Source organism: Rhodopseudomonas pentothenatexigens, from assembly GCF_900218015.1.
Taxonomy (GTDB): Bacteria; Pseudomonadota; Alphaproteobacteria; order Rhizobiales; family Xanthobacteraceae; genus Rhodopseudomonas; species Rhodopseudomonas pentothenatexigens.
In genome coordinates this window covers 192,301-212,231 of record NZ_UFQQ01000005.1, presented here as the reverse complement: position 1 = coordinate 212,231, position 19,931 = coordinate 192,301, and the positions used below count along the sequence as shown (strand labels likewise).

The 19,931-nt window shown below is 66.4% G+C and carries 16 protein-coding genes; 8 read left to right on the top strand and 8 right to left on the bottom strand.

Annotated elements, in window-relative coordinates:
• The first annotated feature begins 68 nt into the window (after positions 1-68).
• Positions 69-4,313 (top strand): ATP-binding protein, encoded by a 4,245-nt coding sequence (locus DWA33_RS06300; protein ID WP_114357238.1) that lies wholly within the window; start codon positions 69-71, stop codon positions 4,311-4,313.
• 185 nt (positions 4,314-4,498) lie between these two features.
• Entirely contained in the window at positions 4,499-4,771 is a 273-nt protein-coding gene (locus DWA33_RS06295) for a hypothetical protein (RefSeq protein WP_114357289.1), read from the top strand.
• 54 nt (positions 4,772-4,825) lie between these two features.
• Here the strand turns inward: DWA33_RS06295 and DWA33_RS06290 are convergent, their stop codons facing one another.
• The 3 genes from DWA33_RS06290 to DWA33_RS06280 all read right to left on the bottom strand — a co-directional run bounded on the left by DWA33_RS06290 (position 4,826) and on the right by DWA33_RS06280 (position 8,521).
• Complete coding sequence (locus DWA33_RS06290; RefSeq protein WP_114357237.1) at positions 4,826-6,319, bottom strand: glycosyltransferase family 39 protein; 1,494 nt, start codon at positions 6,317-6,319, stop codon at positions 4,826-4,828.
• Between the two features lie 162 nt (positions 6,320-6,481).
• Positions 6,482-6,979 (bottom strand): peptide-methionine (R)-S-oxide reductase MsrB, encoded by a 498-nt coding sequence (gene msrB / locus DWA33_RS06285; protein ID WP_114357236.1) that lies wholly within the window; start codon positions 6,977-6,979, stop codon positions 6,482-6,484.
• Positions 6,980-7,114: 135 nt separating this feature from the next.
• Positions 7,115-8,521, bottom strand: a complete 1,407-nt coding sequence (locus DWA33_RS06280) for an NAD(P)/FAD-dependent oxidoreductase (RefSeq protein ID WP_114357235.1) — start codon at positions 8,519-8,521, stop codon at positions 7,115-7,117.
• Between the two features lie 143 nt (positions 8,522-8,664).
• On the opposite strand from DWA33_RS06280, the gene DWA33_RS06275 reads away from it, so the two are divergent.
• Both DWA33_RS06275 and DWA33_RS06270 read left to right on the top strand, forming a co-directional pair.
• A complete protein-coding gene (locus tag DWA33_RS06275) occupies positions 8,665-9,195 on the top strand; it encodes a SixA phosphatase family protein (RefSeq protein ID WP_114357234.1) in 531 nt (176 codons plus the stop codon).
• A gap of 46 nt (positions 9,196-9,241) precedes the next feature.
• Positions 9,242-9,673: a universal stress protein gene (locus DWA33_RS06270; RefSeq protein ID WP_114357233.1), complete on the top strand. Its 432-nt coding sequence runs from the start codon at positions 9,242-9,244 to the stop codon at positions 9,671-9,673.
• A 29-nt stretch (positions 9,674-9,702) separates the two neighbouring features.
• Here the strand turns inward: DWA33_RS06270 and DWA33_RS06265 are convergent, their stop codons facing one another.
• Positions 9,703-10,299 carry a hypothetical protein gene (locus DWA33_RS06265; protein WP_114357232.1) on the bottom strand — a complete coding sequence of 199 codons (597 nt, stop codon included), beginning with the start codon at positions 10,297-10,299 and terminating at the stop codon, positions 9,703-9,705.
• Between the two features lie 144 nt (positions 10,300-10,443).
• Here DWA33_RS06265 and DWA33_RS06260 point away from each other — a divergent pair, with 144 nt between their 5' ends.
• On the top strand, positions 10,444-10,884 hold the full coding sequence (locus tag DWA33_RS06260; protein WP_114357231.1) for a hypothetical protein: 441 nt from the start codon (positions 10,444-10,446) through the stop codon (positions 10,882-10,884).
• Positions 10,885-10,985: 101 nt separating this feature from the next.
• On the opposite strand, the gene DWA33_RS06255 is transcribed toward DWA33_RS06260, so the two are convergent.
• Positions 10,986-11,492 (bottom strand): YciE/YciF ferroxidase family protein, encoded by a 507-nt coding sequence (locus DWA33_RS06255; RefSeq protein WP_114357230.1) that lies wholly within the window; start codon positions 11,490-11,492, stop codon positions 10,986-10,988.
• A 409-nt stretch (positions 11,493-11,901) separates the two neighbouring features.
• On the opposite strand from DWA33_RS06255, the gene DWA33_RS06250 reads away from it, so the two are divergent.
• A complete protein-coding gene (locus DWA33_RS06250) occupies positions 11,902-12,984 on the top strand; it encodes a putative bifunctional lysylphosphatidylglycerol flippase/synthetase (RefSeq protein ID WP_114357229.1) in 1,083 nt (360 codons plus the stop codon).
• 91 nt (positions 12,985-13,075) lie between these two features.
• Positions 13,076-15,148 (top strand): SGNH/GDSL hydrolase family protein, encoded by a 2,073-nt coding sequence (locus DWA33_RS06245; protein WP_114357228.1) that lies wholly within the window; start codon positions 13,076-13,078, stop codon positions 15,146-15,148.
• A 161-nt stretch (positions 15,149-15,309) separates the two neighbouring features.
• Here the strand turns inward: DWA33_RS06245 and DWA33_RS06240 are convergent, their stop codons facing one another.
• From DWA33_RS06240 to DWA33_RS06230, 3 genes are all read right to left on the bottom strand, one after another.
• A complete protein-coding gene (locus DWA33_RS06240) occupies positions 15,310-15,993 on the bottom strand; it encodes a DUF2147 domain-containing protein (protein ID WP_114357227.1) in 684 nt (227 codons plus the stop codon).
• Between the two features lie 118 nt (positions 15,994-16,111).
• Positions 16,112-17,353, bottom strand: a complete 1,242-nt coding sequence (locus DWA33_RS06235; protein WP_114357226.1) for an O-antigen ligase family protein — start codon at positions 17,351-17,353, stop codon at positions 16,112-16,114.
• A 7-nt stretch (positions 17,354-17,360) separates the two neighbouring features.
• Positions 17,361-18,647 (bottom strand): glycosyltransferase family 4 protein, encoded by a 1,287-nt coding sequence (locus DWA33_RS06230; RefSeq protein WP_244601207.1) that lies wholly within the window; start codon positions 18,645-18,647, stop codon positions 17,361-17,363.
• Between the two features lie 209 nt (positions 18,648-18,856).
• On the opposite strand from DWA33_RS06230, the gene DWA33_RS06225 reads away from it, so the two are divergent.
• Positions 18,857-19,906: a glycosyltransferase family 2 protein gene (locus DWA33_RS06225; protein ID WP_244601206.1), complete on the top strand. Its 1,050-nt coding sequence runs from the start codon at positions 18,857-18,859 to the stop codon at positions 19,904-19,906.
• The last annotated feature ends 25 nt before the right edge of the window (positions 19,907-19,931 follow it).

Genomic DNA, 19,931 nt, shown 5'->3' with positions numbered 1-19,931 from the left:
TGCCGGGGAACCAAACCCTCCGCTGCACGTTTTGGTCCGGGACAGCGGGGGCTTGATCGGGGGATTCCTTGGCTGACAACTCGCCCGACGAGCGACTTCGCAAAGCCGCGGGGCAAGACACTCTGTTTCTCGGCCGCGGCGAACTTGCGTCGCTGATGCGTGCGTTCGACTGGGCCTCCACCCCGATCGGTCCGGCGGACAGCTGGCCTCAGGCGCTGAAAACCGCTGTCCGGATCATGCTGACGTCGCAGCAGCCGATCTGGATCGGCTGGGGCTCCGAACTGACTTATCTCTACAACGACCCCTACAAGTCGATCATCGGCGGCAAGCACCCCTGGGCGCTCGGCCGCCCGACCTCGCAGGTGTGGTCGGAAATCTGGGAAGACATCGCTCCCCTGCTCGCCAAGGCGACCCGTGGCCAAGAGGGCACCTATGTCGAGGCCCAGCTCCTGATCATGGAGCGCAACGGCTTTCCCGAGGAGACCTACTACACCTTCTCCTACAGCCCGATTCCGACCGACGACGGCTCTCCCGGCGGCATCTTCTGCGCCAACACCGATGACACCCAGCGGGTCATCAGTGAGCGGCAATTATCGCTGCTGCGCGATCTCGCCGCCAGCGCCGCCGAATCCCGCAGTGTCGCCCAGGCCTGCGCGCAAAGCGCCGCAGCGCTGGCCACCGATTCCCGCGACCTGCCGTTCGCGCTGATCTATCTCACCGCCCCCGGCGGCGACTGCGCCGAGCTTGCCGCCTCGTCCGGGATCGACGCCGACCACCCGGCGGTGAAGCAGACGCTTCCGCTCGACAGCGGCGACGGGCCGTGGCCGATCGCCGAAGCTTTTTGCCGCAATGCGCCGGTCATGGTGACGGATCTCCACGAGCGGTTCGGCATGGCGTTTCCGACCGGTGGCTGGCGCCAGCCACCGACCCAGGCAGTGGTGCTGCCGATTCCGGCGAGAGGCGATACCGGCCGCTCCGGATTCCTGATTACCGGACTCAACCCGTTCCGGCTGTACGACACCGCCTACCAGGATTTTCTGGCTCTGGTCGCCGGTCAGATCTCGGCGGCGATCGGCAATGCCGACGCCTATCAGGAAGAGCGCCGCCGCGCCGAGGCGCTGGCCGAGATCGACCGCGCCAAGACCGCATTCTTCTCCAACGTCAGCCACGAATTCCGCACCCCGCTGACCCTGATGCTGAGCCCGCTGGAAGAAGCGCTCGGGCGCGACGGGATTCCGGACGAACAGCGATCGCTGCTCGGCATCGCCCACCGCAACGGCCTGCGCCTTTTGAAGCTGGTCAACACCCTGCTGGATTTCGCGCGGATCGAAGCAGGCCGCGTGACGGCACACTTCACCCCGGTCGATCTGCCATCGTTCACGGCCGAACTCGCCTCGAACTTCCGCTCCGCGCTCGACCGCGCCGGCCTTCGCCTGGTGATCGATGCGCCACCGCTGCCGCAGCCGGTCCATATCGACCGGGACATGTGGGAGAAGATCGTCCTCAACCTGCTGTCGAACGCCTTCAAGTTCACCTTCGAAGGCGAGATCGCAGTCCGGGTGAGCAGCGATCCGGACGACCGTCATGCGGTGATCGAAGTCAGCGACACCGGCACCGGCATTCCCCGGGCGGAGATCCCGCATCTGTTTGAACGCTTTCGCCGGGTCGACGGCGCCCGCGGACGTTCGATCGAAGGCAGCGGCATCGGGCTGGCGCTGGTGCAGGAACTGGTCAAGCTGCACAGCGGCACGATCAGCGTCGACAGCGAGATCGGTCGCGGATCGACTTTCCGGGTGACGCTGCCGTTCGGCTCTGCCCACCTTCCTGCCGACCGGCCACGGCACGGCGCGCTGCAGGTCTCGACCAATGTCCGCGCCCAGGCCTATCTCGACGAGGCGATCGGCTGGCTCGGCGACGGCGGTGACGCCGATCTGCCGCCGGCGTCCGGCGCGCAGGATCTCGGCATCGCCATGGCGCCCGCGACGGGTCGGCCGCTCATTCTTCTGGCCGACGACAACCACGACATGCGCGACTATGTCGCCCGGCTGCTCGGCGACGCCTACGAGGTCGAAGCAGTCGGCGACGGTGTCGCAGCGCTGGAAGCCGTCAAGCAGCGCCGACCGGATCTGGTGCTCAGCGACGTGATGATGCCACGGCTCGACGGTATCGGTCTGCTCAAGGCGCTACGCGGCGACCCGGCACTCGCCGACCTGCCGGTGATCTTTCTGTCGGCGCGCGCCGGCGAGGAAGCCAAGCTGGAAGGGCTGGAGGCCGGCGCCGACGATTATCTCAGCAAGCCGTTCAGCGCCCGCGAACTGCTCACCAGAGTGCGCGCCAATCTCGACACCGCGGCGATCCGTCGGAAGGCGCTGCGGACCGAATACGCGCTGCGCCAGGAGGCACAGGCGGCCCGCGAGCATGCCGAAGGCATTCTGGCCTCGATCAGCGACGGCTTCATCGCGCTCGACCAGGACTACCGCTTCACTTACGTCAACGCCGCCGCCGAACGACTGATCCAAAGCAACGCGGGCGAACTGATCGGCAAGGTGTGTTGGGACGTGTATCCGATGCTGCTCGGCACCGAGATCGAGCAGGCCTATCGCCGCGCCATGACAGAGCGCGTCGCCTGCGATTTCGAAACCTATGATTCGTCGAGCAGGCGCTGGTTCGAATTGCGGGTGACGCCGGCCAACGACAGCAGCATTTCGGTGTATTTCCGCAACATCACCGAGCAGAAGAAGGCGGAAGCGGCGCTGCGCGACATCAACGAGCAACTCGAGGAGCAGGTCTCCGAGCGCACCGTCGAACTTCAGCAAAAGGAGGCGCGGCTCCGCACCATCTTCGCCGCCAGCTATACGTACCAGGCCCTGCTCGATGTCGACGGCGTGGTGCTCGACGCCAACCGCACCGCGCTGGCCGGGATCGATGCAGAACTTGACGCGGTTGTCGGAAAGCCGGTGTGGGCCACCCCGTGGTTCGCCGCAACCCCCGGACTGCCGGAAACGATCCGCGGCGACATCGCAGCAGTCGCGGCCGGCGAAACCGTGCGACGCGAACTCCACATCAACCTGCCGGCCGGCGGGTGGCGCTGGTTCGATCTGCAGATGCGTCCGGTGCAGGATGCGCAGGGCAAGGTGATCGCGATCGTCCCCGAAGCGGTCGACATCACCGAACGCCGCAAGGCCGAAGAGGCGTTCCGGCAGGCGCAGAAGATGGAGGCAATCGGCCAGCTCACCGGCGGCGTCGCCCACGACTTCAACAACCTGCTGACGGTGATCCGCTCCTCGGCGGATCTGCTGCGCCGGCGCGAACTGCCGCCGGAACGGATCCGCCGCTACGTCGACGCGATCTCCGACACCGCCGACCGCGCCGCCAAGCTCACCGGCCAGCTTCTCACCTTCGCGCGCCGCCACGCACAGAACCGCGAAGTATTCGACGCCGCGGCGCATATCGAGCATGTGTCCGACATGCTGAAGACCGCACTCGGCTCACGCGCCGTGTTCAATCTGGACATCGCCGAGCGACCGCTGCCGGTCGAGGCGGACACCAATCAGTTCGACGCCGCACTGGTCAATCTGGTCGCCAATGCCCGCGACGCGATGGACGGCCACGGCACCCTCACCGTCTCGGTCACGCGCGCCGCGCCGACGTCGCAGGAAGCAGCCGCGGGTCGCCGCGGCTTCGTCGAAGTGTCGATCGCCGACACCGGCTGCGGTATTCCGCGCGAGCAGATCGAGCGGATCTTCGAGCCGTTCTTCACCACCAAGGACATCGGTCGCGGCACCGGCCTCGGCCTGTCGCAAGTCTACGGCTTCGTCCAGCAATCCGGCGGCAGCATCAACGTCGACAGTGCCTTGGGCCGCGGCACCACGATCACGCTCAGGCTGCCGCTCAGCGACAAGCCGATTCAGCGCCGGAACGGCAACGCCTCGGATGCGCTCGACGGCCGGCAGCGCGGCTGCATCCTTGTGGTCGAGGACAACGCAGAGGTCGGCGAATTCTCCACCCAATTGCTCCACGATCTGGGCTACCAGACGGTGCTGGCTTCGTCCGGTGAGCAGGCGCTGGCGCTGCTCGGCGACAACGCCAGACGCTTCGATCTTGTGCTCAGCGACGTGGCGATGCCGGGGATGGATGGGGTGACGCTGGGTCGCGAGATCAAGAAGCGTTTGCCGGAACTGCCGGTCGTGCTGAATTCGGGCTACGCGCACATGCTCGCCGACGATGACCACGGCTTCGAGCTGTTGCACAAGCCGTATTCGGTGGAGGATCTGTCGAAAACCCTCCGCAAGGCCATGGCTGAACGGGCCTGAATTCGGTTCCGCCGCGGAACCGGCAATTGCACGGCAGCTGCAGAGTTCGCGTCATTGTGATCAAGGCGTCGCGCGTGCTTCGCTATCGCATTGAGCCAGATCATTTCTCAGCACAATCGCGCATGGCATCGAGACCGTCATCCGGCCCGAGCATGTCCGTCCGCGAGCGTAGCCAAGAGCGCACCATGACCGAGATCGAGATCGCCCAGCAGGTGCTGTCCTGTTTGCAACAGACCGAAAAGGCGGAGCCGCATTCGGCAGTCTCGTCACTGAAGCGACTGATCAGCTACATCCACGGCGCCGGCAATGTGCATTCCTGCGAGGTCGACGAGGCCCGGTCTTCGACCTTCATGGCGATCTGCGAATACGCCAAGGCCCTGCACCGCGGCCTGCCGGCAGACGGCCTGCGTCCCGCCGCGATCGACGCCGCAGAAAGATGGCGGTCGCTGGCGGGCTGACCCGTACGCCGTTTCTCACGAGCTCGAGCCAATCCAGCCGCTACCCGCCACCCCTCACCTGTCGCACCCTTTCGGCGCGACAAACCGGTAATAGTATTCTTTGGTCTTGCCGTTGTGGGTGCGCAACACCGGCACGTCGATGCGCTTTTCCTCCGACATCGCCCGGCCCGGATAGGCGGCCGCGAATTGCGCCGGCACCTGCGGCAGCGTGTAGACCAGCACGGCGCCCTGGTCGTCGAGCTTGCGCTGATCGAACCAGCGCGTTGCCGGAATGAAATGGATGGTGGTCGAGTCGCCATCGGGACCGGCGGCGATGCCGATGCCATAGACGGTCTGGCGGTCGCCGAGAAAATAGCCTGGGCCACAGCTGTAGCGGCCGCGCCAATCGTCGAGGATCAGGCGCGCCGCATCGGCGGTCGGCTCCTGCAGTCCGCTGTGCGAGGCGGGACCGAGATAGGCGATCATCACCACAGCGCTGAGCGCGCCGTATAGTCCGGCCAGGGTCCAGGCCGTCTGCCGCTCGCAACTCTCGCGTCGCGGCTCGTTCCAGCGGAGCAGCGGTGCCAGCGCCGGCACCGCCAGCAGCGAGAACGGCGCCCCGTAGCGCGCGATGTACTCCAGCCCCAGCCCACCGATCAGGCCGAGCAGAATCACCAGCATCGAAACGTTGACGATCACGATGAACTTCAGATCGTCGCTTGCTTCCGAGAACCGCGGCACGCGCACCGAGATCATGTGCCGCGCGCTCGACACCGCGACGATCACCCCGCCCGGCAGCAGCAGAAGCAGATAGCCGACCACCAGCAGTCCGAAACGTCGAGCGCTGTCACCGAGCGAACCGCCCCCGGTGAAGTGGCGCTCGCCGTACGCCAGGGTGCTGCCGAACTTCAGCGCGGTGATGACGTGCGGCAGCAGCAGCAGCGTGGCGATCAGCACAGCCCCGTAAAATCCGGGCCGCGTCAGGCACCGCCGGAACGAAGGCAGAGCGACGACGCCGACGGCGATCGCGAGAAACAGCACGGCGGCGTTGTATTTGGTCAGCGCCGCGATCGCAGCCCACACGCCGAGCAGGATCCAGTGCAGCCAGCGATCGCTCTGTCGGGCGCGCAGGAGATGGAAGATCACCGCCGGCCACGAGGTGAGCTGCAGGATGTCGGCGTTGAGCGCCCAGGACAGCGGCGCGAACACCGCATAGAACGAAGTGCCGGCGAGGACGATCAGGTAGGTCGCCATCGGACGTTCGACCAGCAGCCGCAGGACGGCATAGAGGTACGCAAATCCGATCGCCATCAGCACCTGATTGGCGGCGACGATCGCGGCACCCGAGGGGCCGAACAGGCGGTCCACAGCGCCGCCGGCCCATACCATCATCGGCGGGTGGACCGGGGTGATCAGCGGGAAGTGCCGCCCCCAGGCGATCAGTTCACGGGTGTCGTACAGCGGCGTCGGAAACACCACTGCGGCGAGCAGGACCGGCAGGACGATCGCCGCTGCGAGAACTGCCAGCAGGCCGCCAGAGCCCCCTGGCCGCGACACCAAAGGTTGCATCAAGCTAGCCGAACATTTCCAATTGTGAACGCGCGGCTAAATGCGGGTGTGGCGAAGCATTGTCAACCAGAGCGGCCGGCTCGATCGCACCGCAAGGGGATTGTTGAGACGCCGGGGCAAACGATTCAGCCGGCGTGCCCCATCGCCCCTCAGGAGCGAACGTCAGCTCGGCTTTGGTGTGGCCGGCTGGAACGTCAGCGCGTAGCCGTCGATGCAGTAGCGCAGTCCGGTCGGCTTCGGTCCGTCGTCGAACACATGCCCGAGATGTCCGCCGCAGCGCCGGCAATGCACTTCTGTGCGCGTCATCCCGAGCGTGCTGTCGTTCCGCTCGCCGACGGCATTCGGCAACGGCTGCCAGAAGCTCGGCCATCCGGTACCGCTGTCGTATTTTGTCTCGGAGGAGAACAGCGGCAGATCGCAGCCGGCGCAGGCGAAGGTCCCCTTGCGGTGCTCCTTGAGCAGCCGGCTGGAAAACGGCCGTTCCGTACCTTCCTCGCGGAGGATGTGGTACTGCATCGGCGTCAGCTGTTTGCGCCATTCCTCGGGAGTCTTCTCGATCTCGAATTTTTCCGCCGCACGGGCGTCGTCCGGCCGCAGCCAGCGGAAGCCGAAAGCGGCGGCAAGAGCGGCGGAAGCGAGCAGGATGCGGCGATCGATCATGATTGTTTCCCTGCGTGGTCTGCGTGAAAGCCCAGGCGGCGCTGGTCGAGATACGCAGCCGCCGTGTGTCAGGTTACATCCGCCGACCCGCCGGGCGCTCACATTGTCGCGAGCCAGACCGTCTGCGGTGCGGGCCTAATTGGCCGGAGGCTGCTCCGACTGTCGGGCGGCGGCACTGCTGCGGCGCGCCGCGCGCTTGGCCTCGGCCCGCTCGTCCTTGATCCGGGTGCGGGCGGCGGCCCGCTCGCGATAGCGCGCCAGCGCACCGGCGGCGAGCGCGCTTTCCCGCGTTGCAAGGTACACGCCCTGGCCCACGATGCGGCCGATCCGGCCGCCGGCCCACACCAGATCGAACGGCGAGAACAGCTTCCATCGTTCGTCAGCGTGAGTGAGGCCGCGGGCGATCAGCCGGCCGGCAATCGCCGTGGTGGCGAGCCCCTGGCGGCCGAATCCGCTCGCGACCCACAGACCCGGACGCAACTCCCCGATCTGCGGCATGCCGTGCACCGTCATCCCGACCGCCGCGGTGAAGCTTCGGGCGATCTCGACCTCGCCGAGTTGCGGGAACACCGCGCGGATCCGGCGACGGATCACGCCTTCCAGACGCTGCGGCGCAACCTCGAACGTGGTCTCGCCGCTCGCCCACAGCAACCGGTCGCCGCCGACGATGCGGTAGTGATCGACACCATCGGTGTCGGCAATCGAGCCGGCGAAGCCGATCGCCTCGAGGAGGCGATCTCCGAGCGGAGCCGTCAGCGCCGCGGCGCGCCACACCGGCAGCAGCGTCTCCGCCACCTGCCGCGATGGCGCACCGAGATGAACGCTGCCGGCCAGCACGATGTCGGAGGCGCGCAGCCGCGCATTCGGCGTCGAGATCCGCTTGCGGATGCCGGAAAAGTCGATTCCGACCGCCGGCGTCTCCTCGAAAATCCGGACCCCCGCCCGCCGCGCCAGCCGCTCCAGGCCGACCAGGTAGAGACGGGCGTCGATCTGGAAGGCGGTCGGATAATAGATGCCGTGGAAGTAACGGTCGGTCCGCAGCACGTCGCGGACCTTGTCGATCGGCCAACCCTCGACCTCGGAGCCGAAATCGACGCCGAGCGTCTGCAATCGGGCCACCAGGCGGTCGCCGAGATCGACGTTGGAGACCTCCAGCGCGCCATCCGACAGCGCGAGGCCCGACATCGCCTCGTCGGTGGCACGGGTACGGACGATCTCCATGCCTTCGCGCGACAGCGCCCACAGCGCACTGGCGTGCTCGAGGCCGACCCGGGCGATCAGATCCGCGATCGGTACGCCGTAGCCCGGCATCACCGTGCCGAGATGATGCCCCGACCCGCCCCATCCGATCCGCCCGCTCTCCAGCACCGCGACGCTGAGGCCGGCCTGCGCCGCCTCCAGCGCCACCGACAGTCCCGCCAGCCCAGCTCCGATCACACAGAGATCGACATCGAGATCGAAGGTCAGCCGCGCGTGCGGTTCCGCGTCGGTTTCGGTCGCGAAACCCGGTCCATTCGTCGCACTTGTCGGGAGCGAATCCATGCCGTTTCCTAAAGAGCGCATCCGCAAACGGGGGTCCCGTTGTTGCGAGATACGCGTTCAATACGGACAGCACGGACGGTTGTCACCTTGTCCTGCCGGCCGGTCTCGATTAATCCGCAAGCTCCACCCGCTGGGAAGATTTCATGCGCCGCCTGATCCTGCTGCGACACGCCAAAACCGAAAGGGACGCGCCGAGCGGCAAGGACCATGACCGCCGCCTGGAAGACCGCGGCCGCAGCGATGCCGCGGAGATCGCCGCCTGGCTCGCCGCGGAACATCTGGTGCCCGATCAGGTGCTGATCTCCACCGCGACCCGGACCCGGCAGACCTGGGACGTTTTGTCAGAGCTGTTTCCGGCGAACCGCGAGCCGCAGGTCGAGTATCTGCCGGAGCTGTACAGCGCGAGCGCTTCGCAACTACTCCAGGCGATCCACGGGGTATCCGCCGGCATCAACCGGCTGATGCTGATCGGCCACAATCCAGGCCTGCACGAACTGGCGCTGGCATTGACCTGCACCTGCAACGAGGCGGAGCGGCGCCAGCTCTCCGGCAGCATGCCGACCGCGGCGGTGGTGGTGATCGACTTCCCGATCGCCGATTGGGCCGACGCCGCGTTCGGCACCGGCAAGCTGCAACATTTCGTCAGCCCGAAAGTATTGCGCGAAGCGAGCTGACGGAGGACGATGGTGTCGCCCTTCCGCTGATCAGGAGGAGCCGGCGATGTTCAAGTCCATCCTCGTACCGATCGACCTGGTCGATCCCGCGCTCGCCCAGCCGGCGATCGCGACCGCGGCGAAGCTGGCCGACAGCTATGACGGCAAGGTGCGGCTGCTGCACGTGCTGGCGATCACCCCGGTGATGCTCGCCGAATACGTCCCGGCGGATTTCGACGATCAGCAGCGGCAGTCGGCGGAAACTGCGCTGGCCGAGATCGCCCGCAATTCCGGCATCCCGCCGCACCGGCTGTCGACCAACGTGCGCCAGGGCGGCATCTATCACGAGATCCTCGAAGAGGTGGCGGCGATCGGTGCCGATCTGATCGTGATGAGTTCGCACCGGCCGGCGATGCGCAGCTACTTCCTCGGCTCCAACGCCGGCCACGTCGTGCGCTACGCGCCGTGTTCGGTACTGGTCGTTCGGGAAAGCGACTAGCTCCATCGCCGAAGCATCGATGCCTGCGGCTACGGCAGCAAATCCTTCGGCACGTCGGCGAAAGTGTAGCGGCGCGGGCGGTTGCGGCGGATGAAGCCGCCGATCTGCCAGCCGAACAGCAGCGCAAAGCCGGCCAGGAACAGCGCACCCGACCACGATCCGACCGCCACCGCGCGCGCCAACAACCCGGTCAGCGCCACGGCGACCAGTGCGATCAGCACCAGCGCGGAGGTATGCACGACCGGCGGCAGGCCACCGATTAGTTCGGCGCGGCTGCCGGCCTTGTGCATCCGGCGATGCAGTTCGATCATGAAGGTGCGGTAGGCTTCGTCCTGCGGCGCCATCAGCGCCACCGTCTGCCAGGTGGTCGACAGAATCCGCAGCCGGGCGCCGGAGGCGTCCTGGAGATCGGCGCGGTAGCGCCGCGATTGCATCGACACCGGCCGGTAGCTCAACCGCACCTTGGCGATCGTCGCATACGGCCAAAGTCCGGCCTTCGGCCCGATCCGCCAGATCAGACCATCCTCGCCCAGCTCGAACTGTTGCGCTGCACCGATCAGCGAGGCCTTGTAGGCGTAGGCCGGCCCCGGATCGCGGTGGTCGGGTTGATCGGATCGTCGCGTCACCGCAAAGCCTCCCCTGCCGGTTCGCCGTCATTGCCGGAGCCGATGCGGCGATGCAATGCGGCGATCAGCCCGCGCCGCAGCGACCGATCGGACAACTTGTCGGCGGAGGCTCGGTTTTCTACAATTGTGCTCCACGGACCCGCCATGCCCAAGACCGAATCCACCCAGTACCCTCGCCACCTGATCCTGGGCGGCGCCCTGATGTCCGGCCTGTTGATGGCCTTGGCGCTACACATGCTCGGGCAGAACGTCGGGCTCGATCTCAGCGGATTGTGGCGCAGCGACTCCGGCAGCTTGATGCCGGCGAGCGCGGCGCTGGCGTGGTGGCTGGTCGCGACCGGCGGCTTCGCCGGCGGCTACTTCACGGCGCGGCTGATGGACCATGCCGCAGCCGGACAGATCCCGCCGAAGCTGCGCCAGTTTCTCATCGTGGTGCTGGTGCTGGTACTCGCCGCCGCCGGGCAGGCTGCGTCGGCGCCCTCCACGGCGCCGAGCGCGGCGGGCGTGATCGCGGGTCTGGTCACGCTGTTGCTGGGCGCCGCGATGGCGTTTTGCGGCGCTTATTTCGCCTTGCGCAAAGTCTGAACGCCCGATCGGGCGCGTTCGCGGCTGCAAACAGCAAAGGCCGCACGGAAATCCGCGCGGCCTTTGGCCTCATCGGGGCGTCATACGCCTGTCGTAAGCGGTCAGCCGGCGGCGCGCAGATTGACCTGGCTCTCGGCCAGCGTGTTGAGCTTCTTGTCGGTGGCCTTCTCTTCGTCCAGCGTCTTCTGCAGCACAGCCGCACAGTCGTTACGGCCGAGCAGCTTGGCCCACGAAACCAGACTGCCGTAGCGCACGATTTCGTAGTGCTCGACCGCCTGCGCAGCGTTGATCAGCGCGGCATCGAGCACCTTCTTGTCCTCGACCTCGCCGGCGGTCTCGTCGGCTTCTTCGATGATGCCGTCGATCGCCGGGCAATCGATCGCCTTGGCCTGCACGCCGTGCATTTCGAACACCTGCTCCAGGCGCTTCACGTGACCCTTGGTCTCGTCCAGATGGGTCAGAAATCCCTGTTTCAGCATCGGATCGGTGGCCTTGTCGGCCATTTTCGGGATCGCTTTCAGGAGCTGCTTCTCGGCATAATAGATATCCTGCAGCTGATGCACGAACAGATCGTCCATCGTCTTGATGTCTTTGGTGAAAAGTCCCATTGCGGTTCCTCTCTGGTTACCCGGAGCGGGGCCCGGCGACTGCGCCGCACGCCGGTGCTCCGGCCTTCGCGACGTTAACCAGCGGCACCGAAGCCCGTTCCGCAGTTCCCGGGGGCGCCACGCCGCAATGGCGCGGGCCGCAGCTGCGCCCTATATCGAGCGGGCGTTGCGAGCACGCACAGCCCTGATCGGGGCCGCCATGCAGCCGCCGGACGGCTCGTTTGCGCCACGTCAAGGGCGCTGACAGCCGACCGTCCCATTGATGCGCGATCCGCACGCGACAGTACGGCGGATTGCACGACGGGGCATTTATGCCCTAAGGAATTGCGCGGATGAGTAAGTCGAACGCCGGTAGCAGGGTCGTGCTGCAGGCGGCGTTCGTCGCGTTGCCGCCCCGCCGGGAGGACGAATGCATCGACTGCTGAGCGCGCTGGGGCGTGGCTTCAAGACGTATATCGGCTGGAAACGTGTCGGTATCGTCGCCAGCATCTTGATTATCGGCTTCGCGATATCGTCGCTGGTCCGTACCCTCAAGGGGGTCGATCACACCGTCATTCTGACCGCGCTGACCGACAAGAGCCCCACCCAGATCGGGCTGGCGGCGCTGTGCGTGGTCGGTGCGTTCTGCACCCTGACGTTCTACGATTTTTTCGCGCTACGGACGATCGGCAAGCTGCACGTGCCGTACCGCATCGCCGCGATGTCGGCGTTCACGTCCTACGTGATCGGTCACAATCTCGGCGCCACGGTGTTCACCGGCGGTGCGATCCGGTTCCGGATCTATTCGGACTACGGCCTCACCGCGATCGACGTCGCCAAGATCTGCTTCATCTCCGGCCTGACGTTTTGGCTCGGCAACCTGTTCGTGCTCGGCATCGGCATGATCTGGCATCCGGCGGCGGCGAGCGCGATGGACCTGCTGCCCGATCAGATCAACCGGCTGATCGGCGTCGCCTGTCTGGTCGGCATTGCGGCCTATTTCGTCTGGCTGGCCACCGGCAAGAAGCGCCGCGAGCTCGGTCAGAACGGCTGGAAGGTGGTGCTGCCGTCGGCCAAGCTCACCCTGGTCCAGGTGCTGATCGGCGTGATCGATCTCGGCTTCTGCGCGCTGGCGATGTACCTGCTGATGCCCTCGGAGCCGTATATCGACTACGTGTCGCTGGCGGTGGTGTTCATCCTCGCCACCCTGCTCGGCTTCGCCAGCCATGCCCCGGGCAGCCTCGGCGTGTTCGACGCCGCGATGCTGGTGGCGCTGCCGATGTTCGCCCGCGAGGACATCATCGCCACCCTGCTGATCTATCGCGTATTGTACTTCCTGTTGCCGTTCGGAATCGCGATCTCGATCATGGGCCTGCGCGAGATCTGGCTGAGCGTGATCAAGCCGTGGCGCGACCGCCGCAACGCCTGCAATGGCGAGGACCACGCCGCCACCGCCGCAGCGCCGGTCAGGGCTCCCGTCGGACAGGCTCTGCACCGTTCCCCGAAGCTCTAGTTCCAATATCCGTCCGTGGTCGCGACGGGGCTCATATTTTGGCCTCAACCGCGGCGTCAATGGCCGCGATCCCTCATGGCCGCGTGGTACCATGTCCCGTTTCCGCTCCCTGGCGTTGTTGTTGCTGCTGACCGCCGCGGCCGGCGCCTCGCCGCTGCCCGCTTCCGCTCAATTCTCGCTGTTTGGTGGCTCGAAGAGCCCCGAACCGGCCGCCCCCGCCGCGCCGCCACCGGCCGCAGCGCCCCCCGCGACCGCGCCGCAGACAGCCACCCCGCCGCTGGCGGCGGTGCCGGTCACCGACGGCTCGATGCTGATCAGTTGGGAAGTGCGCAACCGGTTCCGGCTGTTTCGGGAAGAACGCGACTTCCGCGAGCAGGTCGAGGCATTGTCCGGACTGACCGTGCTGACGTCGGAACAGACGCTCGGCCGGCAGAGCGAAGGCCGCGGCTGGGCCCGCAACGTCGTCAACCGGCTGTGCATCGATCTCGCCGGCCGGGTCAACGAACCCTGCACCCGTGACGGGGTCAAGGAAAGCTACCTGACCCCCACCGAGCATCCAGTAACGGTACGGCTGAGCGGCGCGATCCCGGTCGGGGCGATCTGCGCCTGGACGTTCGACGACGGCGAGGGTCCACGCAACGCCACCCAGGACTGCGCCGAACCGATCAATTTCCGCGCCCGCTACGGCAAGCCGACGGTCGCCACCGTCGACATCACCAGCGGCGCCGACGCGCCGCTGCGCGTCACCACCCAGATCATGGTGCGGGATTTCCTCATCGCCGGCCTCGGCGACTCGATCGGGTCAGGCGAAGGCAATCCGGACCGCGCCATTGCGCTGTCGGACGAAGGCTTCTGCTTCAAATCCTATCTCGGCAGCGGCATCGGCCAGTTCTACCGGCCGAGCCGCGCCGGCTTCAAGGGCGGCCGCGCCTGCGAGGCGCCCGACACGCTGGCGAACTGGCAACGCTATTCGGCGACCTGGTTCAACGCCGCCTGCCACCGCTCGCTGTACAGCTACCAGACCCGCACCGCGCTGGCGCTCGCGGTCCGCCACCCGCACATCGCGGTCACCTACCTGCCGCTCGCCTGCACCGGCGCGACCATCGCCGATGGACTGTTCGGTTCGCAGCGCGCCAGGGAGTGCATCCGCACCAAATCCGGCACCTCCTGCCCCGGCAGCGTCGACGGCCAGCTCGGCGAGTTGCGCGCCGCGCTTACCGCAGCGCATCGCCGGCAGCCGGACCGCACGCTCGACCTGGTGCTGCTGTCGATCGGCGCCAACGACATCAACTTCTCGGGTCTGGTCGCCGACGTCATCGTCGATTCCGCCACAGAGCGGGCGCTGTTCCGGCGTTCCGGCGTGATCGGGTCCGTCGAGGAATCGCGCACCGCGCTGGCCCGCACTTTGCCACGGGATTTCGCTCGGCTGCGCGAGGCCCTCAAGCCGATGGTCGAGGATCTGTCGCGGGTGGTCTACGTCGCCTACGCCAATCCGGCGCTGGCGAACCGCGGCGCGCCCTGTCCCGGCGGCCCGGCCGGCTTCGACATCCATCCTTCGTTCAACGCCGATCCGGCCCGGCTCAGCACGGTGAGCTCCTTCGTCGACAACGAGTTCCTCCCGCGGCTGAAGGATCTGGCGCAATGCTCCAACGGAGTGTTGTGCCGCAATCCGTCGTCGGACCGGATGACCTTCGTCGACGGCCATCAGCGGGTGTTCGCCGACCACGGCTTTTGCGCCCGCGCCGCCACCGACCCGGAATTCGACCGCGCCTGTTTCTCGCAGAGCGGCAACAGCTTCAACCCGGACATCGTCACCGCCGGCAGCTCGCCGATGACCTGCGGTGCCGGCGCCAGCAACTACCGCGCCTACTTGCCCCGCGCCCGATGGATTCGCGACGCCAACGACAGCTACTTCGCGGCGATGACCTATCCGCAGGGCCTCGCCGCTGCGATCCAGCCGGCAGACATTCACGACGCCACCTGGGGCGTGGTGTCGGCGGTGTATGGCGGCGCGATCCACCCGACCGCCGAAGGCCACGCCGCGATGGCCGACGCAGCATTGCCGGCGGTCGAGTCGGTGCTATCGCTGCAGCCCGGTGGCCCCGACGTCGAAAGCCAGCCGTTGCCGCCGCCGGCCGTCACGGCTCCGCCGACCACCGAATAGAGTCGCTCAGCTTGGGATCAAGTTCAGGCCTGGAGTGATCGACTCGGGATCCGGTGGGTCCGAGCAAGCGCAGCGTTCCAACAAAAAAGAGCGCCCTCATCCGAGAGCGCTCTTTGCTGTTGGTCGCAATCTTCAGAAACAAACGCCGGCTCGCGTGCGTCTCACTTCGCCGGGGCCATCGCGCCGCCCTTCGGGGCCGGGGCCGGCGGAGCCTTGGCCTTCCCGGCCGTTCCCGGCGCCGCGGCCGGCTTGCCGGCCTGCGCCGCCTGGGTTGCGGCCTGTTCCGGCATGAACTTGGCGACGATTTCCGGATCGAGCTGAGAGATCGCGCTGTCGGGCAGCCTGAACCAGTCCTCGTCCTGGCCGAGCGCGGGCGTCATCAGATAGCCGCGCAGCGTCAGGGTCTGGCCATCGGGGCTGACCGTCAGCATCGCCTTCCACACGTCGCCGTTGCGCGGATCGAGGATATTGCCATCCTCATAGACACGGCCTTTCCGCTTCATATCGCGGATCAGCGAGATGCCGAGGATCGGCTGGTTCTTGCGGTCGTCCTCGCACTCCTCGCAAATCGTCAGGTTGGGTTGCCCTGGCTGCGGAAAGCTCTTGGCGACGACGCCTTCGTACATGTTGTTGCCGCGATCGAGCATCAGCACCCAGACCACCGGCTTGCCGCCGGGCTTGCCGGTTTCGGTGCGCTGCCAAAGGCCGGCGGCGGTGGGTTCCGCGGCAACCGACGGGGCGGCCGCGGATAGCAACAGCGCAAAAGCCGCGACAGCGGCCCGCGCGACTAATCGGATCGGTCGATGTGTAGTCGGTCGATGTGTAGTCGGTCGATGTGTGATCATAGCAACACCTGAAACACCGCGATGAGACGACAATATGGCGGATCGATCCGGCAATCCAGTGAGCAGAGCGAGGCGGATCAGGACCGATTTCATGACGCGGCGATGTCGAGAGCCGGCGTCAGCCGCGGGATGCCGGAACTCGTCTCGCAGCCGACAGGGCGACACCGAGACAGATCGCGACCGGCAACCAGAACAGAATGTACAGATAGCCGAGGTCACTCGGAACGATTTCGTAGTCGACAGCGGTGGCTGCCAGGCAGGCCGCGAGCAATCCCATCCCCACCACCTCGCCCGAGCGACGAAACGCCCGCCAGCCGCTGGCCAATGCCGCCAGCACGACGCCGGCAAGCGCCAACGCAGCAAACACGCCGCCACGGACCGCAGCACACATGAAGATGTTGTGGCCGTTCATCACCTCAGTGCCGCTCGGCAGGGTGACTTTCGGGTCGAATGCCAAGCCGTAGCCCAGCCAGGGCTTCAGCGCGACCATGTGCAGATACACCGGCCATAGTTCGAACCGCAGGCTGTCCCGCCGCTGCACCAATTCACCTGCGAGCGGCGTCAGCAGCGCCGCCAGTGCGGCGATCGAAACGAGTGCCCCCACCGCTGCGGCAATCCGCCAATTCGCTGCCAACAGCACCGAGACGCCGATCCCGCCCAGCGCCGCCATCAGCGAGCCGCGACTGCCGGAGAGCAGCACCGTAGCCAACAGGACCAGCGCCGACACGAAGAGCAGCGCGAACTCCCAGTGCCGCAGGCGCCGCGTCGCCATGATTGCAACGGCGCCGATGCACGGCATCGCGTAGATCAGGCCGACGACGTTGGAATTGTAGTAGAGGCTCAAACCCTTGGTGCCCTGCAAGCGCACCGACAGCATCTCGGTCAGCGACCAGTGGCTGAACGCACCGATGTCGCGGATCGCCGCACAGGCGGCCACCGGCGCCAGCCACAGAAACAACAGCCGCAGAAAATCGCCGTCCCGACTGACAAGGTGAGCCACGATGACGACGAACGCCAGGACCGCGGCGACGTAGCGGATGTTCTTCCAGAGCAGCGCCCCCGTCACGCCGTCACCGAGCAGCGAAGTGACGATGATCACCCCGAGAAACCCCGCCGTCGCGACGAATACGCTGGACTTGACGATCGGCAGCAGATTGCGCGGAGGCATGGCGGTGATCAGCAGCGTCGGCAACACCAGGAACCAGAGGATGGTCCGCGACAGCCAGATGTTGTGCATCGCATACATCAGGCACATCACCAGCACGAACAGTCGTTCGGGTGCCTTGACGTCCGACAGCCAGGCTTGACTGCGATCGAACAGCGATTTCGACGGCGAAGCGCGGGTGACGACAGAAACCATTTAACCTCTATCCGGCCCGTCGGGCGGTGGTCGGAGTTACCGCCAATCCGCGCAGAACTTCAGCGAGCCGCTTGGCCGATTCAACCCAGGTGACGGGGCGATACACGGCGCGGATCGCAGCTTCGTGACGGTCAAGTTGATCAGGCGCGACGATCAGGTCAAGTACCGCGTCGCGCCAGGCGGCGAAATCGAGCGGATCGAGGTGGTGCGCCAGGCCGGCGCCAGCCTCAGGAAGTGACGAGGCGTTCGAAGCAAGGCAGTACTTCCCGAATGCGAGGCTTTCCGACACGGGTAATCCCCATCCCTCGTAGAACGAAGGGTAGAGTGTGAACAGGCAGTGCTGATACAGCCACGCCAGTTCGTCGTCGCCCGCGCGCGGCAGATGAACGATCGAACCCGCGGTGACCGGATCATTGGCGATCTGCCACAGCAGGTCGGAACTCCCGAAGCCGGGCTGGCCAATGATGACAAGCGTCGGCAGGTCTGGAGTGTTCTGTTCGGTCAGCCGATGCCAGAGGTGATACAACAGATCGAAATTCTTGCGCGACTGAATGGTCGAAACACTGATCACGAATCGCGCGGCCTGCGCATCGGTCAGCGCCGCAGGTCGCCGCACCGCCTGCGGCGTCGCGATATCGGCCCCAAGATGCACGATCTCGACCGCACCTTGCATCCCGCCGTGGCGCTGCGCGTAACCTAGAATATCGCGCTTGGTCGCCTCCGAAATCGACACGACCAGATCGGCCTCTTTGATCAGGAACTGCGCATAGGCATCGAACTTGGCGACGAAATCGCCACCGGCGAAGAATTGCGGCGCCACCACCGGGATGAAGTCCTGGCACAGCGCCGCGACCTTGGTACCGCGCTCGCGGCGCATCCGCGCGATGGTTGAGAAGTCGACCCGCGACCAGTTTTCACCGGCGAGAAACAGGACCTCGCCGAGATCGTCATCGCCCAGTTTCGGCAACGGTTCGGCCTGGCTCGTCTTCCTCAACAGCGATGCGGTCGCCCCCCGGACCGCGGTCTTGACGGCGCGTTCGACCGACTTGCCGATCGGTTTCAGCGTCGCAGCGATGCCGCCGCTCGACTTGGTCTTCGGTTTGTCCGCGATCGGCTTGCCGCTGAGGTCGGGGGGAGTTGCCACCGCCACGTAGTCGCACCGCAGCGGATCGTAGCGACAGAACCGCAACGCAGGCGCCATCTCGGCCGACAGTGCGCGGATGTAACTTTGTTCAACACGCAGCGTACCGTTCATCTGGCCGGAGCGCGCCCGCGCGCTGGTCGAGACGTCCATCCACAGCCAGGGCTGATCGTGCCGGTCGGCGATCTGATCCACGGTGCTGTCCGTCGTTGGTGAAAATCCAGCCCTTCAGGCCAGCGCTGGGAGGCGGGTCTAGCGGGTCGGGCTCCGCAACGTCAATGCCGCCCCACTTGCATTGCCGGCGTCCGCGCAGTCTAAGTTCCTCCGCCGCCCCTCAGGGCCGGCACAGCGATGAGGATGGCGTGTCGCCGGAACAGCCGAAAGTCTCGGTGATCATGCCGGTTCGGGACGGCGAGCGCTGGGTCGCCGAAGCGATCCGGAGCGTGCGGGACCAGACGCTTGCGGCGTTCGAACTGGTGGTGATCGACGACGGTTCCACCGACGCCACCCCCGACATCCTGGTGGCGGCCGCCGCTGCCGATCCGCGGATCGTCGTTCTGCAGCAGCAACGTGATGGGCTGGTGGCCGCGCTCAATCGCGGCCTTGCGGCGGCTCGCGCGCCGCTGATCGCCCGGCTCGACGCCGACGATGTCGCCCTGCCCGACCGGCTGGCGCGGCAGGTCGACCACATGGCGGCCCATCCTGGTGTCGTGCTGCTCGGCGGCTGGGCAACGATCATCGACGAGCAGGGCCGGCCCAAGGGGCGAGAGATGCGGCCGAGCCCGAAGAATTTGCGGGCGACACTGATGAAGAAAAGCCCGTTCATCCATCCGACCGTGATGTTCCGCGCCGAGGCCGCGCACCGGGTCGGCGGCTATCACGCCGCGTTCGAAGCCGGCGAAGACTACGATTTCTGGCTGCGGCTCGCGGACGTCGGCGAAATCGCGATTCTGCCGGAGCTTTTGATCCGCTATCGCGAGCACGGCGGCAGCGTCACCCGCACCCGGCAATTGCGGCAGATCTACTCCGCCCGGCTCGCCAAACTCGCCGCGGCGGAACGGCACGCCGGCCGGCCCGATCCCTCGACCGCACTCTCCGCCCCGCCCGATTGGCACAACGCCACGCCCGGCTCGTTCGAGCGGGACAGCTCAAGGCTGTTCAGAATGCTGGAGTTCGCCGATCCGGCTGTTGCGGCGTCGATCCCCGCCTCGGCCATCGATCTCGATGCCATCACCTCGCAGTTCGCGACCCTAACCGCAGGCGAGCGCAAATTCGCCCGAGCCGCGCTGCTCAACCTGCTGCTGAAAGATCGCGAAGCGCTCGGCGGCGCGCGATGGCCGATGATCCTGACGCTATTGAGACTCGATCCATTGAAAACCATAAAGGCGGCATGGCAGCTTCGAAACAGATAAAGCAGCGAGCGCCCGCGTATCACTG

Bases quoted from the DNA above. Each gene is read 5' to 3' on its own strand.
- DWA33_RS06295 (WP_114357289.1), top strand. From the start codon at position 4,499: ATGACCGAGATCGAGATCGCCCAGCAGGTGCTGTCCTGTTTGCAACAG.
- DWA33_RS06290 (WP_114357237.1), bottom strand. From the start codon at position 6,319: ATGCAACCTTTGGTGTCGCGGCCAGGGGGCTCTGGCGGCCTGCTGGCA.
- msrB (WP_114357236.1), bottom strand. From the start codon at position 6,979: ATGATCGATCGCCGCATCCTGCTCGCTTCCGCCGCTCTTGCCGCCGCT.
- DWA33_RS06280 (WP_114357235.1), bottom strand. From the start codon at position 8,521: ATGGATTCGCTCCCGACAAGTGCGACGAATGGACCGGGTTTCGCGACC.
- DWA33_RS06275 (WP_114357234.1), top strand. From the start codon at position 8,665: ATGCGCCGCCTGATCCTGCTGCGACACGCCAAAACCGAAAGGGACGCG.
- DWA33_RS06270 (WP_114357233.1), top strand. From the start codon at position 9,242: ATGTTCAAGTCCATCCTCGTACCGATCGACCTGGTCGATCCCGCGCTC.
- DWA33_RS06260 (WP_114357231.1), top strand. From the start codon at position 10,444: ATGCCCAAGACCGAATCCACCCAGTACCCTCGCCACCTGATCCTGGGC.
- DWA33_RS06255 (WP_114357230.1), bottom strand. From the start codon at position 11,492: ATGGGACTTTTCACCAAAGACATCAAGACGATGGACGATCTGTTCGTG.
- DWA33_RS06250 (WP_114357229.1), top strand. From the start codon at position 11,902: ATGCATCGACTGCTGAGCGCGCTGGGGCGTGGCTTCAAGACGTATATC.
- DWA33_RS06245 (WP_114357228.1), top strand. From the start codon at position 13,076: ATGTCCCGTTTCCGCTCCCTGGCGTTGTTGTTGCTGCTGACCGCCGCG.
- DWA33_RS06240 (WP_114357227.1), bottom strand. From the start codon at position 15,993: ATGATCACACATCGACCGACTACACATCGACCGACTACACATCGACCG.
- DWA33_RS06235 (WP_114357226.1), bottom strand. From the start codon at position 17,353: ATGGTTTCTGTCGTCACCCGCGCTTCGCCGTCGAAATCGCTGTTCGAT.
- DWA33_RS06230 (WP_244601207.1), bottom strand. From the start codon at position 18,647: ATGGACGTCTCGACCAGCGCGCGGGCGCGCTCCGGCCAGATGAACGGT.